Source organism: Williamsia sp. D3 (assembly GCF_000506245.1).
GTDB classification, from domain to species: Bacteria; Actinomycetota; Actinomycetes; order Mycobacteriales; family Mycobacteriaceae; genus Williamsia; species Williamsia muralis.
Genome location: NZ_AYTE01000031.1, coordinates 220,684 through 235,460, shown reverse-complemented (window position 1 = coordinate 235,460; position 14,777 = coordinate 220,684). Strand labels below are relative to the sequence as shown.

Genomic DNA, 14,777 nt, shown 5'->3' with positions numbered 1-14,777 from the left:
ATGGGTGGTTGAGAGTCGGCTCGGCCGGGGTGCGATTTGCTGAGGCCGGTATCTTGTCAGTGGGTGCCTCTAGCATTGCCGGGTACGCCCCTGGCTGACACCGACCTTCCGACCCGCATGCGGTCGGTACCCCCGATTCGACACCGAAAAGGACCACTGTGGCTGATCGCCTCATCGTGCGCGGAGCCCGCGAACACAACCTGCGCGGCATCGACGTCGACCTCCCGCGTGACAGCTTGATCGTCTTCACGGGGCTGTCCGGCTCGGGAAAATCGAGCCTGGCGTTCGACACGATCTTCGCCGAAGGACAGCGCCGCTACGTCGAGTCGTTGTCGGCATACGCGCGTCAGTTCCTCGGTCAGATGGACAAGCCCGACGTCGACTTCATCGAGGGACTGTCACCCGCGGTCTCGATCGACCAGAAGTCCACCAACCGGAACCCGCGTTCCACCGTCGGCACCATCACCGAGGTCTACGACTACCTCCGTCTGCTCTACGCACGTGCGGGCAAGGCCCACTGCCCCGAGTGCGGTTCGGCCATCGAGAAGCAGACCCCTCAGCAAATCGTCGACCAGGTGCTCGAGATGGAACAGGGCATCCGTTTCCAGGTGTTGGCGCCGGTGGTCCGCACCCGCAAGGGTGAATTCGTCGACCTGTTCGGAACCCTTCAGACACAAGGCTTTTCGCGTGCCCGGATCGATGGCGTGGTGTACTCGCTCACCGATCCGCCAAAGCTCAAGAAGCAGGAAAAGCACGACATCGAGGTCGTGGTGGACCGGTTGTCCGTCAAGTCCTCGGCCAAACAGCGACTCACCGACTCGGTCGAGACCGCATTGGGCCTGGCCGACGGTGTGGTCGTGCTCGACTTCGTCGACCTGGAGGAGAACGACCCCCACCGGGAACGGCGCTTCTCCGAGCGGATGGCCTGCCCCAACGGCCACCCGATCGCCATCGACGACCTCGAGCCGCGGTCCTTTTCGTTCAACTCGCCGTACGGTGCGTGCCCGGAGTGCGACGGGCTCGGCATCCGCAAAGAGGTGGACGAGGAACTCGTCGTGCCCGACCCGGACCTGTCGCTTGCCGACGGTGCGATCGCGCCGTGGTCGGGCGGCCACAACGCGGACTATTTCCTCCGGTTGCTCTCAGGCCTCGGCGACGAGATGGGGTTCGACACCAAGACGCCGTGGAAGAAGCTCCCGCTCAAGGCGCGTAAGGCGATCCTGAACGGCAGCGACCACCAGGTTCACGTCCGTTTCCGCAACCGCTACGGACGTACGCGCTCGTACTACACCGAGTTCGAAGGTGTGATGTCGTTCCTGCACCGGCGCATGGAACAGACCGAGTCCGAGCAGATGAAGGACCGGTACGAGGGATACATGCGTGACATCCCCTGTCCCGAGTGCGGTGGCGCCCGCCTGCGCCCCGAGATCCTCGCCGTCACCCTCGACCACCAGCGCTTCGGTGAGAAGTCGATCGCGGACGTGTGTGCGTTGTCGGTCGCCGAGTGCGCCGACTACCTGTCCGACCTCAAGCTGGGCTCGCGCGAGCAGGCCATCGCCGGACGTGTGCTCAAAGAGGTGCAATCCCGCATCACGTTCCTGCTCGACGTCGGTCTCGAGTACCTGTCGTTGTCACGGGCTGCCGGATCGCTCTCCGGCGGCGAGGCGCAACGCATCCGCCTGGCCACCCAGATCGGCTCCGGTCTGGCCGGCGTGCTGTACGTGCTCGATGAACCATCGATCGGTCTCCACCAGCGCGACAACCGTCGTCTCATCGACACCCTCACCCGGCTGCGCAACCTGGGCAACACCCTCATCGTCGTCGAGCACGACGAGGACACCATCCGCTCGGCCGACTGGATCGTCGACATCGGACCGTATGCCGGCGAGCATGGTGGGCGTGTGGTGCACAGCGGCAGCTACAAGGATCTGCTGACCAACACCGAGTCCCTGACCGGTGCATATCTGTCCGGTCGAGAGTTCCTCGAGGTCCCCGAGATCCGGCGTCCGATCGACCGCAAGCGACAGCTGACCGTTGTCGGCGCACGTGAGCACAACTTGGACAACATCGACGTGGTGTTCCCGCTCGGTGTGCTCACCGCGGTCACCGGCGTCTCGGGTTCGGGCAAGTCCACGCTCGTCAACGACATCCTGGCCACGGTGATGGCCAACAAGCTCAACGGTGCTCGCCAGGTACCGGGTAGGCACACGCGGATCAACGGCATGGACAATCTCGACAAGCTGGTGCGCGTCGACCAGTCGCCGATCGGTCGGACCCCGCGGTCGAACCCGGCCACCTACACCGGTGTGTTCGACAAGATCCGTACGCTCTTCGCCGCGACCACCGAGGCGAAGGTCCGTGGCTACCAACCGGGACGATTCTCGTTCAACGTCAAGGGCGGTCGCTGTGAGGCGTGTACCGGCGAGGGCACCATCAAGATCGAGATGAACTTCCTGCCCGACGTGTACGTCCCCTGCGAGGTGTGCCACGGTGCGCGGTACAACCGCGAAACGCTGGAAGTCCACTACAAGGGCAAGACCATCTCCGAGGTCTTGGACATGCCGATCGAGGAGGCCGTCGATTTCTTCGAGGCCATCACCTCGATCCACCGATACCTCAAGACCCTGAACGACGTCGGCTTGGGCTACGTCCGACTCGGACAGCCGGCCCCGACACTGTCCGGTGGCGAGGCGCAGCGTGTGAAGCTGGCCGCAGAGCTCCAGAAGCGGTCGACCGGACGCACGGCATACGTGCTGGACGAGCCGACCACCGGCCTGCACTTCGAGGACATCCGCAAGCTGCTCAAGGTGATCAACGGGCTCGTCGACAAGGGCAACTCCGTGATCGTCATCGAGCACAATCTCGACGTCATCAAGACCGCGGACTGGGTCATCGACATGGGACCGGAAGGTGGTTCCGGTGGCGGCACGGTCGTGGCGGAAGGTACGCCCGAAGATGTCGCAGCGGTGCCGGAGAGCCACACCGGAAAGTTCCTCGCGGAGATGCTCAAACCGCAGACGGTCGCATCTGTCCCGGCCAAGCCCAAGCGCAAAACGCCCGCACGCAAAGCTGCGGCGAAGCAGACTGGTCGTAAGCAAGAGGTCGCAGCGAGTTGATCGCGGCCGACCGGCTGTCCCATCCACCGAGTAGGAGTCAGCACCATGGTTGACATGAAGCCGCGCAGTCGCACCGTCACCGACGGGATCTCGGCGGCACCCAGCCGCGGGATGTTGCGGGCGGTCGGAATGGGCGACGAGGACTGGGGTAAGGCCCAGATCGGCATCGGGAGCTCGTGGAACGAGATCACACCGTGCAACCTCTCGCTCGATCGGCTCGCGCAGGCGGCCAAGGAGGGCGTGCACGCCGGCGGTGGTTATCCACTGCAGTTCGGCACCATCTCGGTGTCGGACGGGATCTCCATGGGACACGAGGGCATGCACTTCTCGTTGGTGTCGCGTGAGGTGATCGCCGATTCGGTGGAAACCGTGATGCAGGCCGAACGGCTCGACGGGTCGGTCCTGCTCGCCGGGTGTGACAAATCTCTGCCCGGGATGATGATGGCCGCGGCGCGCCTCGACCTCGCCTCGGTGTTCCTCTATGCCGGCACCATCGCGCCTGGCTGGGTCAAGCTCAGCGACGGCAGCGAACGTGACGTCACACTGATCGACGCTTTCGAGGCCGTCGGGGCATGTCGGGCCGGGAAGATGTCCGAGGACGATCTCGGCCGCATCGAGCGCGCCATCTGTCCCGGTGAGGGTGCCTGCGGAGGTATGTACACGGCGAACACGATGGCGTCGATCGCCGAGGCGATGGGTATGAGCCTCCCGGGATCGGCGTCACCGCCCGCAGCGGACCGCAGGCGTGATGCCTTCGCGCACCGCTCCGGCGAGGCCGTGGTCAACCTGATCCGTCTCGGCATCACCGCCCGCGACATCATCACCAAGCCCGCGCTGGAGAACGCCATCACGGTCACCATGGCCCTCGGCGGTTCCACCAATGCAGTCCTGCACCTGCTGGCCATTGCCAGTGAAGCGGATGTTGATCTCGATCTCGACGACTTCAACCGCATCGGCGACCGCACCCCCCACCTGGGCGACCTCAAACCCTTCGGCCGGTTCGTGATGAACGACTTCGACCGTCACGGCGGTATCCCGGTGGTCATGAAGGCTCTGCTCGACGCCGGCCTCCTCAACGGGGATGCACTGACCGTCACCGGAAAGACGTTGTCGGAGAACCTCGCTGCGATGGACATCGCGCCACTCGACGGCGACGTCATCCGCACGCTGAGCAACCCCATCCACAAGACCGGCGGGATCACGGTGCTTCACGGCTCACTCGCCCCCGAGGGCGCGGTGGTGAAGTCCGCGGGATTCGACGCCGACACCTTCGAGGGTCCGGCGCGAGTGTTCGAGCGCGAGCAGGGTGCGCTGGCCGCCCTCGCCGACGGCGTCATCAAAGCCGGTGACGTGGTGGTCATCCGATACGAAGGTCCTAAGGGCGGACCGGGCATGCGCGAGATGCTCGCGATCACCGGCGCCATCAAGGGGGCCGGCCTCGGTAAGGACGTACTGCTGCTGACCGACGGTCGATTCTCCGGCGGAACCACCGGCCTGTGCATCGGGCACCTCGCGCCCGAGGCATCAGACGGGGGCCCGGTGGCCTTCATCCGCGACGGCGACCGCATTCGCGTGGACATCGCTGCGCGGACATTGGATCTCCTCGTCGACGACGACGAGCTGGAGTCACGCAAACAGGACTGGCAGCCTCTCGACCACAAGTACCAGCGGGGTGTGCTCTCCAAGTACGCCAAGCTGGTCCGTTCGGCGTCCGTCGGAGCCGTCACCCACTGACCCGCCGAACCCGAAAGTGTGCCCTCATGGCGGTGAACACCAGGTCGCCCCGACCACCGGGGCACACTTCGGGCTAGTCGGTGACGGGTCCGGTCTGCTTCTCGCCCGGGCCTTTCCCCGGTTCATCGGGATGCGCGCTGGCCTCGCGGAAGGCGAGCTGCAGACTCTTGAGCCCGTCGCGCAGGGGAGCGGCATGGATACCGAGATCGGCAACCGACGACTGTACGAGTCCGGCCAGTGCACCGATCAGTTTCCGCGCCTCGTCGAGGTCGAAGTGCGGACTGGTCGACGGGTCGCTCTCGGACAACCCCAGCTTTTCCGCCGCCGCACTCATCAACATCACCGCAGCACGCGTGATCACCTCGATGGCCGGAACCTCGGCCAGGTCGCGTACCTCGGGCTCGGAATTCACGTTTTCCGTCATGGCTGTTAGACTTCCACCTACGACCGCCCTGGCGTACGCCGGGGTTGCAAGTGGAGTTCACACTCCCACCGCTCGACGTCGGTGTCTTCGCAAGAAGCCCGCACAGTTGAACGGTCCGGTTTTGTCGCCGGAGGTATCCGTGTCAGCGGAATATTTCCGGTGGCCTCTGAGTTGGAGGCTGTGATCGCTGGGATGCGATAGGTGACATGAACCGGTCGGTGTGGGCCCCGTCGATGAACATTCATCGAGCCGGGGCCTTTTCGCTGAGGATCTGTCTTCACCAGTTGCTCCCGCGGTCCAACCCGACAGAAAACGTCTGCCACGAGGAACCACCTACGTACGCGGACACAAATGAGGAGGCCCCATCAGCACTGAGACTCGTATCAATGAGCGCATCCGAGTTCCCGAGGTCCGTTTGGTCGGACCGAACTCGGAGCAGGTCGGCATCGTCCGCGTGGAAGATGCCCTGCGCTTGGCTATCGAGGCCGATCTTGATCTGGTCGAGGTGGCCCCGAACGCGCGCCCGCCGGTCTGCAAGATCATGGACTACGGCAAGTTCAAATACGAGGCGGCACAGAAGCAGCGCGAATCGCGTCGCAACCAGCAGATGACCGTCATCAAGGAGCAGAAGCTCCGCCCCAAGATCGACGACCACGATTACGAGACCAAAAAAGGTCACGTCATCCGCTTCCTCGAAGCCGGGTCCAAGGTCAAGGTGACGATCATGTTCCGCGGACGCGAGCAGTCGCGACCCGAGCTCGGTTACCGATTGCTGCAGCGCTTGGGCAACGACGTCGGCGAGTACGGGTTCGTCGAGACCTCCGCCAAGCAGGATGGCCGCAACATGACGATGGTTCTGGCCCCGCACAAGGGCGCCAAGACCAAAGCACAAGCTCAAGCTCAAGCTCAGGCACCGAAAGCGCAACCAGCGCAGAGTGCACCCAGTAAGCCTGCGGCAGATTCAGGACCGGCTCCGGCCACGACTCCTGAAGGCTGACCGCCTCCCAGGCTGACCGAGAAGAAAGGCATAACCATGCCCAAGACAAAGACCCACAAGGGAACCGCGAAGCGATTCAAGGTGACCGGCAGTGGCAAGATCGTCCGCCAGCGCGCAAACCGTCGCCACTTGATGGAGCACAAGCCCACCAAGCGCACGCGTCGTCTCGACGGCACCGTCGTCGTCTCCGAGAACGATGCTCCCCGCATCAAGCGCCTGCTGAAGATCTGACGCTCCCCACAGACCACCCGCTGGCCGGTTCCCGGCAGCCGCACTACTAAGAGGTAAATCAACGATGGCACGCGTAAAAAGGGCGGTAAACGCCCAGAAGAAGCGTCGTACAACCCTGGAGGCTTCCAAGGGCTACCGCGGACAGCGTTCGCGGCTCTACCGCAAGGCCAAAGAGCAGCAGCTACATTCGCTCACCTACGCGTACCGGGACCGCCGGGCGCGCAAGGGCGAGTTCCGCAAGCTCTGGATCTCGCGCATCAACGCCGCAGCCCGGGCCAACGACATCACCTACAACCGCTTCATCCAGGGTCTGAAGATTGCTGGTGTCGAGGTCGACCGGAAGATCCTCGCCGAGATCGCCGTCAGCGATCCCGACGCCTTCACCGGTCTGGTTGCTGTCGCCAAGAAGGCGCTGCCGTCGGACGCAACGCGCCGGCCGCCTGATCGAGCCCGCCAACAACATGTCCGCGCCGGACGTTCTCACCGAACGTTCGGCGCGGATTGTTTCGTACGCCAAACTGCACCGTTCCGCCGGCCGACGCAAAGCAGCCGCATTTTTGGCCGAGGGCGCCAACTCGGTGGCGGCTGCACTGCAGAGTCGTCGCGCCCGAGTCCTGCTCGCGACGGACGACGCGCACCTCCGGAACGCTGACCTGATCGACGACGCTCAGCGCTCGGGCATCGAGGTCTGCGCGATCACAGAGGGCGCCGCGTCCAAGCTCGCCGACACGGTCACCAGCACTGGTCTGTTCGTGATTGCCGACCTGGTCGACGTACCCTTCGCCGACGTACTGGCGACCTCGCCTCGCCTGCTTGCGGTGCCCGTCGAGATGACCGACCCCGGCAATGCCGGCACGCTCATCCGAACTGCAGATGCAATGGGCGCCGATGCCGTGGTGCTGGCAGGCGACAGTGTGGACCCCCACAACGGGAAGTGTGTGCGTTCCACCGCCGGAAGTGTTTTCCATATCCCCATCGCTCGTGAGCGCGACATCGATGTGGTCCTGGCAGAACTGCGTGCCGCCGGGGTCGCGATCTGCGCAACATCCGGGAATGCCGAGCTGAGTCTGCCCGAGGCCGGCCACGTGTTGTCGGGTCCCACTGCGTGGCTCTTCGGCAATGAGGCGCACGGTCTGTCCGAAGACGTCCTCGGACGCGCCGACCATCGCATCTCGATCCCCATCAGGGGCCGGGCCGAGAGCCTCAACTTGGCTGCTGCGGCCGCGATCTGCCTGTATGCCAGCGCCGATGCGCATTCGGGTGTCGACTACCCTCGTACGGGGTCCAGCCCGACCCCCTGAACCTTTCTCTCCAACATCTGACGAGCAGGAGTTACCGCAGCCGTGGCCGACGAGTCGATCCCAATCAGCGAGGCGGACAAGTCACTCGCGACCGCAGTGGACGCCGCTGTGGCAGCGTTCTCCGACGCGGTCGACCTGCCCGCGCTCGCGGTCGCGAAGACCGAACACATGGGGGACAAGTCGGCGATCGCTCTGGCCCGCCGTGAGCTCGGCGCGCTGCCCAAAGAGCAGAAGGCCGAAGCGGGGAAGCGAGTCAACATCGCCCGTGGCCAGGTCCAGCGCGCCTACGAGGAGCGATTGGCGGTCTTGACCGCCGAACGCGACGCGGCCGTCCTGGTCGCCGAGACCATCGATGTCACGTTGCCCAGTGCGCGTCGTCCGTCGGGAGCGCGGCACCCGATCACGGTGATCGCCGATCAGGTCGCCGACGTGTTCGTCGGGATGGGCTGGGAGATCGCCGAAGGACCCGAGGTCGAGACCGAGCACTTCAACTTCGATGCCCTGAACTTCCTGCCCGACCACCCGGCGCGTTCGATGCAGGACACGTTCTACATCGCTCCACCCGATTCACGGCAGGTGCTGCGCACACACACCTCACCCGTCCAGGTCCGCGCGATGCTGTCGCGTGACCTCCCGATCTACGTCGCCTGCCCGGGCCGCACATTCCGCACCGACGAACTCGACAGCACCCATACCCCGGTGTTCCACCAGGTCGAGGGTCTGGCCGTGGACAAGGGGCTGACCATGGCGCATCTACGCGGCACGCTCGACCTTTTCGCGAAGGCGCTGTTCGGACCCGAGACCGTGACCCGGATGCGGCCCAGCTACTTCCCGTTCACCGAACCGTCGGCCGAGGTGGACGTCTGGTTCACCGGTAAGAAAGGCGGAGCAGGCTGGGTAGAGTGGGGCGGCTGTGGCATGGTCAATCCCAATGTGTTGCGCGCCAGCGGAATCGACCCAGACGTCTATTCGGGATTCGCTTTCGGCATGGGTCTCGAACGCACGCTGCAGTTCCGCAACGACCTGCCCAACATGCGCGACATGGTCGAGGGCGACATCCGATTCACGGTGCCCTTCGGCCCCGGCGCCTGATTTCCTTCCGAACGAAAGAGCTGAGTTCCAGTGCAAGTAGCGCAGTCGTGGCTGACCGAAGTCCTGCAACGTGGCGCACCCGGATGGAGCGCATCGTCTGCCCAGATCGATGAAGGCTTCGTGCGGGTCGGCTTCGAGATCGAAGAGATCCGCTCGTTGCCCGTAATCACCGGTCCGCTGGTGGTCGGCCGGGTCAACCACATCGAGCAGCTCACCGAGTTCAAGAAGCCGATCCGGTACTGCCAGGTCGACGTCGGTGAAGCCGCTGATCGCGGAATCGTCTGTGGTGCACAGAATTTCGCCGAGGGCGACCTGATCGTCGCGGCTCTGCCGGGCAGCGTCTTGCCAGGCGACTTCGCCATCGCGGCACGCAAGACCTACGGCAGGGTATCCGACGGGATGATCTGCTCGGTGTCGGAGATGGGCATCGGCAACGATCACAGCGGGATCCTGGTGTTGCCCCCGAACATCGCCGCCCCGGGGTCTGACGCCCGCGTGGTCCTGGGTCTGGACGACACCGTCATCGACGTCAATGTGACTCCCGACCGTGGCTACGCGTTCTCGGTCCGGGGGTTGTCCCGGGAGCTCGCCTGCAGCTTCGATCTGGAGTTCACCGATCCCGCGGATACACCCGACCTGTCCACGAGCGCAGGCGATTCCGGCTGGCCCGTGCGTATCGACCCGGCGTCGGGGGCCACGCGGTACAGCGCAGCTGTCGTCCGTGGCATCGACCCGACAGCTCCGTCGCCGTGGTGGCTCGTCAAACGGCTGATGTTGGCCGGTGTGCGTCCGATCTCGGCCGCTGTCGACATCACCAACTACGTGATGCTCGAACTGGGCCAACCGCTACACGCTTTCGACGCTGCGAAACTGTCGGGCGAGATCGTGGTGCGCCGCGCACTCGCCGGGGAAAAGCTGACCACGCTCGACGATGCCGTCCGCGTTCTCGACCCCGAAGACGTTGTGATCACCGACGAGTCGGGACCCATCGCGTTGGCGGGTGTGATGGGCGGGGCGTCCACCGAGATCAACCTCGAAAGCAGCGACGTGCTGCTCGAAGCCGCTACCTTCGATCCGGTTGCGGTCTTCCGGACGGCAAAACGGCATCGCCTCACCAGTGAGGCGAGCAAGCGATTCGAGCGGGTGGTCGACCCTCGTATCACCGATGTCGCGTTGCTCAGGGCTGCCCAGCTGCTCACCGAGATCTGCGGTGGCACAATCGATCCCGTCTACACAGATGTCGGCGATGTGGCTCCGCAGACTCCGGTCACGATGGCGTTGACGGCGCCTTCGGCCACCGCGGGTATCGCCTATCCCGATGGCACCGCGGTGCGGCGCCTCGAGCAAGTCGGCTGTGAGGTCGCCGCGTCCGGTGACAACCTCACAGTGGTCCCGCCGAGTTGGCGTCCCGACCTACGCCAGAGCGCCGATCTTGTGGAAGAGGTGCTGCGCCTCGAGGGCTACGAGAACATCCCGGTTGCCGTTCCGACGGCTCCTGGAGGCACTGGCCTGACCCCGGCCCAGCGCCGTCGACGCAGCATCGGACGCAGCCTTGCGTTGTCGGGCTATGTCGAGGTGCTGCCTTACCCGTTCATGCCTGCCGACGTGTTCGACGTGTGGAACCTCCCGGCCGACGATCCGCGCCGCAACACCGTCAAGGTGCTCAACCCGCTGGAAGCGGACCGTCCGGAGTTGAACTCCACCCTGCTGCCCGGACTGTTGGAGATGGTGGGGCGCAACCTTGCTCGGGGACAACGTGATCTGTCGATGTTCGCAATCGGGCAGGTGGTGCTCGCCGGTGCCGGCGTGCACCCGGTGCCGGCGTTGCCGGTTGATCGTCGACCCAGCGATGACGAGGTCGCCGAGCTGATCGGTTCGTTGCCCGCGCAGCCGCTGCATGTCGCCGCCGTTCTGACGGGTCTGCGAGAGCCGGCAGGGCCGTGGGGCAAGGGACGTCAGGCCGATCCCACCGACGTTTTCGATGCCGTACGCATCATCGGCCAGGCTGCCGGTGTCGAGCTGACGCTGCGCTCGGGCTCCGAGGTGCCCTGGCATCCGGGCCGCTGCGCCGAGGTTCTGGTCGATGACTCCGTGGTCGGCTGGGCGGGTGAACTACATCCGGCGGTGCTCGAGAAGATGCACCTTCCGGCACGGTCCCTGGCGCTCGAGATCAACATCGACGCCGTACCGCTCAGCGAGCGTTTGGTGTCGCCGCGTATCTCGCCGTACCCTCCCGTGTTGCAAGACCTCGCAGTGGTCGTCGACGCCGATGTCGCGGCCGCCGATGTGCAGGCCGCGCTGGCCGCCGGAGCCGGTGAACTGCTCGAGAGCATCGCACTGTTCGATGTGTTCACCGGTGAGCAGGTGGGGGACGGCCGCAAATCGTTGACCTTTTCCCTGCGCTTCCGGGCATCCGACCGCACTCTCACCGAAGACGAGGCCACTGCAGCCCGCGACGCCGCGCTCGCACAGGCGACGGCGACTGTCGGTGCACAGATGCGGAGCTGACTGGGTCCGTGCCGTCCTATGTGGCGACTGGACCAGTGAGATAATTTTGGATTGTGGGGCCCAAGTTGGCCACCACGTCTTCGACGGGCAGTGAGGTCAACGGCTCGAAGCGCAGCAGGTAACGGGTCAAGACCGTGCCGAGCATGGCGGCGGCGATGAGGTTTGCCCGCAACCGACCGGTGCCGACGGGGTTGTCGGCTCGTTCGGTGATCTCTGCGAGTACCACCTCGAGCAACATTGTGCGGATCAGGGTCGGGTCGGGCCCACCGATCACTGTGCGTAGTACGGCAATTCCCGATTCCTGGAACTCGCCATCCCACACCTCCAGAACGGTGCGCACGAGGGTTGCGCCCAGCTCATCGATAGGGACCTCTCGCAGCGGTCCCACCACCTCGAGCGGGTCGATGGGAAACTCGATCGCGGCCAGGAACAGCATGTGTTTGGTGCCGAAATAGTGGTGCACAAGTGCCGGATCCACCCCCGCGTCCGCGGCGACCGCGCGAATGGATGTGCGGTCGAGTCCGTCACGAGCGAAGAGTGTGCGGGCCGACGTCAAGATCTGTCCCTTGGTGTCAGGTTCACCTGGGCGCCGTCCTGATCGTCTCGGTGCGCTCACCCCGGCATCATCTCAAGGTGCCGGTGGCGCCGGACGAGCCGGTCCATCACTCGGTCCGTCGCCGCAGCGAGGCGGCGGCCAACGCCAGTGCCGCGATGGTGCACAGCAGTACAACCAGCAGGTCCCGCCACATCGTGCCGGTCGGTTCGGCGTATTTTCCCACTTGATCGAGCGCTTCCACGGCGTAGCTCAGCGGCATCACATTGCTGATCATCTCGAGCCACCGCGGCAGATCGGCTCGCGGTACGAAGAGTCCACACAGGAACAACTGGGGGATGACCACCACCGGCAAGAACTGGACGGCCTGGAATTCGGTCTGGGCAAAAGCGCTGCACAACAATCCGAGACCGACGCCGAGGATGGCGTCCAGGATCGCGATCACCAGAACCCAACCGATGCTTCCGGCCGTCTGCAGTCCGAGAATCCAGAAAGACACGACACACGCAAGTGCTGCTTGGGCCATCGCGGCCGTGGAGAACGCGGCGCCGTAGCCGACCAGCAGGTCCGCCTTGCTCATGGGGGTGGTGAGCAGTCGTTCCAACGTGCCGGACGATCTCTCGCGCAACATCGCGATCGAGGTGATCAAGAACATGATGGCGAATGGGAGCACTCCGAGCAGAACGAGCGCGATCCGATCGAACGGCTCGGGTCCGCCGGGAGGACCGACCTGGTTCTCGAACATGAAGTACAGCAACGTCATCAGGATCACCGGGATGAGCAGGATCATGGCGATCGTTCGTGGGTCGGCCTTGAGTTGCCGCAGAACTCGGCCGGTGGTCGAGAGGGCGATGGTGGCATTCATGATGCGGTCCGTTCGGTGATCAGGGCGAGGAAGGCTTGTTCGAGGTTGGTCTGATGTGTCCGCGCGCGTAGTTCGTCCGGTGTGAGTTCAGCGATGACTCCGCCTTCACGCATCAGCACGAGGGCGTCGCAGTGGTCGGCCTCGTCCATCACGTGACTGGACACGAGCAGGGTGGTCCCGGTGTCGGCCAGGGCACGGAAACGCACCCACAACTCCGCCCGCAGAACCGGGTCGAGCCCCACGGTCGGTTCGTCGAGGATCAAGATCTCGGGACTACCGACGAGGGCGCAGGCGATCGACACACGGCTGCGCTGACCTCCTGACAACTGGGAAGTTCGGCGACCACGGAAATCGTCGAGACCGACGGCGTGAATCGAGTCGTTGATCAGGTCGCGACGACGATAGAGGTCGGCGAAGTAACGGACGTTCTCTTCGACGGTGAGATCCGTGTAGACCGACGGAGCCTGCGTCACGTAGCCGACGCGTCCGCGGAGTTCTTTTGCCCCGGCCGGACGGTCCAGCACGCTGATGGAGCCGGACGTGATGCGTTGAGTGCCCACCACTGAACGCATGAGCGTGGTCTTGCCGCACCCCGATGGTCCGAGCAGACCGGTGATCGATCCGCGGGGTACCGACAGCGTGACGCCGTTCAGTGCACGAGCGCTACCGCGCCTCACGACCAGGTTGTCGATTCGGACGGCGGGTTGCGGGTAGGTGGTGGAGTCTGGCTGTGCCATGGCGGTCTCAATTCATCTCGTGTTGAATTCATTGCCTGATGAAAAAGTAAACCGTATGAACGCAGCCGTCAATGGTGGGGCAGGTGAATTAACTTGCGGCAACGTGCATAATGAATCACATGACTGTGTCAGTGGCTGTCGCCGGAGCCAGCGGGTACGCAGGCGGGGAAATTCTTCGCCTGTTGCTCGGCCATCCCAAGTACACCTCGGGAGAGATGCGAATCGGTTCACTCACCGCTGGTTCGAATGCGGGGTCGCTATTGGGTGCCCATCATCCCCACCTTTTGCCGCTGGCGGACCGCGAACTCGGCGAGACCACCACCGAAGCGCTGACCGGGCACGACGTGGTGTTCCTGGCGCTCCCGCACGGAACGTCGGGGCCGGTCGCCGACGCGTTGCCGCCCAGCACCCTGGTGATCGACTGCGGTGCCGACTTTCGCTTGCAGGACTCGGCGGAGTGGGACAAGTACTACGGCGGAAATCATGCCGGCAGCTGGCCCTACGGCCTGCCCGAGCTTCCCGGGAACCGCGAGATCTTGTCCGGTGCCTCGCGAATCGCAGTGCCGGGTTGCTATCCGACGGTGAGCACACTTGCGCTGTTACCCGCCGTCGCGGCGGGAATCGTCGGCCCGCAACTGACAATCGTCGCGGTGACCGGCGCCTCGGGCGCGGGCCGTTCGCCACGGGTCGATCTGCTGGGTTCGGAGGTGATCGGTTCCGCTCGTGCCTACGGGGTAGGCGGGTCACACAGGCATACACCTGAAATCATCCAGAACCTGTCGGCCGTGGGGAACTCACCGGTCAGCGTCTCCTTCACCCCAATACTGGTGCCGATGACCCGGGGCATCCTCGCGACGTGCACAGCTCCCTCGACCGCAACCACCGCCGAGGCCCGCGCCGTGTACGAGAAGGCATATGCGGATGAGCCTTTTGTTGCGCTGTTGCCCGAAGGCCGGCTGCCGGCCACCGGGTCGGTGATGGGGTCGAACGCGGTACAACTCAGCGTCGCCGTCGACGAGCGTGCGGGCACGCTGGTCGCCGTCGCTGCGATCGACAATCTCACCAAAGGCACCGGCGGCGGCGCGGTCCAATCCATGAACCTGGCTCTGGGCTGGGACGAAACAGAGGGTCTGAGCACTGTGGGTGTGGCGCCATGAGCAACGGTGATACGACTGTCAACGGCATCGAGCCCGATTCGGTTGCCGCGCCAGAGAATTGG

The 14,777-nt window shown here is 64.7% G+C and carries 12 protein-coding genes and 1 pseudogene; 9 read left to right on the top strand and 4 right to left on the bottom strand.

Annotation, left to right across the window (positions count from 1 at the left end; translation table 11 throughout):
• Positions 1-158: 158 nt before the first annotated feature.
• Both uvrA and ilvD read left to right on the top strand, forming a co-directional pair.
• Positions 159-3,116 carry an excinuclease ABC subunit UvrA gene (uvrA, locus tag W823_RS49210; protein ID WP_023960694.1) on the top strand — a complete coding sequence of 986 codons (2,958 nt, stop codon included), beginning with the start codon at positions 159-161 and terminating at the stop codon, positions 3,114-3,116.
• 45 nt (positions 3,117-3,161) lie between these two features.
• The gene (gene ilvD / locus W823_RS49205; protein WP_023960692.1) at positions 3,162-4,850 is read left to right on the top strand and encodes a dihydroxy-acid dehydratase; all 1,689 of its coding nucleotides are present in this window, start codon (positions 3,162-3,164) and stop codon (positions 4,848-4,850) included.
• 73 nt (positions 4,851-4,923) lie between these two features.
• Here ilvD and W823_RS49200 read toward each other — a convergent pair whose 3' ends face one another.
• Positions 4,924-5,274, bottom strand: a complete 351-nt coding sequence (locus W823_RS49200) for a DUF1844 domain-containing protein (protein ID WP_023960690.1) — start codon at positions 5,272-5,274, stop codon at positions 4,924-4,926.
• A 364-nt stretch (positions 5,275-5,638) separates the two neighbouring features.
• On the opposite strand from W823_RS49200, the gene infC reads away from it, so the two are divergent.
• From infC to pheT, 6 genes and pseudogenes are all read left to right on the top strand, one after another.
• On the top strand, positions 5,639-6,271 hold the full coding sequence (infC, locus tag W823_RS49195; RefSeq protein WP_051406619.1) for a translation initiation factor IF-3: 633 nt from the start codon (positions 5,639-5,641) through the stop codon (positions 6,269-6,271).
• A gap of 36 nt (positions 6,272-6,307) precedes the next feature.
• Complete coding sequence (rpmI, locus tag W823_RS49190; RefSeq protein WP_023960686.1) at positions 6,308-6,502, top strand: 50S ribosomal protein L35; 195 nt, start codon at positions 6,308-6,310, stop codon at positions 6,500-6,502.
• A 64-nt stretch (positions 6,503-6,566) separates the two neighbouring features.
• A pseudogene (gene rplT, locus W823_RS57425) lies at positions 6,567-6,926 on the top strand (50S ribosomal protein L20); the annotation flags it as partial.
• Between the two features lie 37 nt (positions 6,927-6,963).
• The gene (locus tag W823_RS49180; protein ID WP_023960682.1) at positions 6,964-7,803 is read left to right on the top strand and encodes an RNA methyltransferase; all 840 of its coding nucleotides are present in this window, start codon (positions 6,964-6,966) and stop codon (positions 7,801-7,803) included.
• Positions 7,804-7,845: 42 nt separating this feature from the next.
• Entirely contained in the window at positions 7,846-8,895 is a 1,050-nt protein-coding gene (pheS, locus tag W823_RS49175; protein ID WP_023960680.1) for a phenylalanine--tRNA ligase subunit alpha, read from the top strand.
• A gap of 30 nt (positions 8,896-8,925) precedes the next feature.
• Entirely contained in the window at positions 8,926-11,403 is a 2,478-nt protein-coding gene (gene pheT / locus W823_RS49170) for a phenylalanine--tRNA ligase subunit beta (RefSeq protein WP_023960678.1), read from the top strand.
• A 16-nt stretch (positions 11,404-11,419) separates the two neighbouring features.
• On the opposite strand, the gene W823_RS49165 is transcribed toward pheT, so the two are convergent.
• Genes W823_RS49165 through W823_RS49155 form a run of 3 tightly spaced genes read right to left on the bottom strand, consistent with a single transcriptional unit; the run spans position 11,420 to position 13,558 of the window.
• On the bottom strand, positions 11,420-12,019 hold the full coding sequence (locus W823_RS49165; RefSeq protein ID WP_023960676.1) for a TetR family transcriptional regulator: 600 nt from the start codon (positions 12,017-12,019) through the stop codon (positions 11,420-11,422).
• A gap of 46 nt (positions 12,020-12,065) precedes the next feature.
• The gene (locus W823_RS49160; RefSeq protein WP_023960674.1) at positions 12,066-12,821 is read right to left on the bottom strand and encodes an ABC transporter permease; all 756 of its coding nucleotides are present in this window, start codon (positions 12,819-12,821) and stop codon (positions 12,066-12,068) included.
• Positions 12,818-13,558: an ABC transporter ATP-binding protein gene (locus W823_RS49155; protein WP_023960672.1), complete on the bottom strand. Its 741-nt coding sequence runs from the start codon at positions 13,556-13,558 to the stop codon at positions 12,818-12,820. Before W823_RS49155 ends, W823_RS49160 begins: the two co-directional genes overlap by 4 nt.
• 119 nt (positions 13,559-13,677) lie before the next feature.
• Here W823_RS49155 and argC point away from each other — a divergent pair, with 119 nt between their 5' ends.
• Positions 13,678-14,715: an N-acetyl-gamma-glutamyl-phosphate reductase gene (gene argC / locus W823_RS49150; RefSeq protein ID WP_031332871.1), complete on the top strand. Its 1,038-nt coding sequence runs from the start codon at positions 13,678-13,680 to the stop codon at positions 14,713-14,715.
• The last annotated feature ends 62 nt before the right edge of the window (positions 14,716-14,777 follow it).

Bases quoted from the DNA above. Each gene is read 5' to 3' on its own strand.
- W823_RS49200 (WP_023960690.1), bottom strand. From the start codon at position 5,274: ATGACGGAAAACGTGAATTCCGAGCCCGAGGTACGCGACCTGGCCGAG.
- argC (WP_031332871.1), top strand. From the start codon at position 13,678: ATGACTGTGTCAGTGGCTGTCGCCGGAGCCAGCGGGTACGCAGGCGGG.
- rpmI (WP_023960686.1), top strand. From the start codon at position 6,308: ATGCCCAAGACAAAGACCCACAAGGGAACCGCGAAGCGATTCAAGGTG.
- ilvD (WP_023960692.1), top strand. From the start codon at position 3,162: ATGGTTGACATGAAGCCGCGCAGTCGCACCGTCACCGACGGGATCTCG.
- W823_RS49155 (WP_023960672.1), bottom strand. From the start codon at position 13,558: ATGGCACAGCCAGACTCCACCACCTACCCGCAACCCGCCGTCCGAATC.
- W823_RS49160 (WP_023960674.1), bottom strand. From the start codon at position 12,821: ATGAATGCCACCATCGCCCTCTCGACCACCGGCCGAGTTCTGCGGCAA.
- W823_RS49180 (WP_023960682.1), top strand. From the start codon at position 6,964: ATGTCCGCGCCGGACGTTCTCACCGAACGTTCGGCGCGGATTGTTTCG.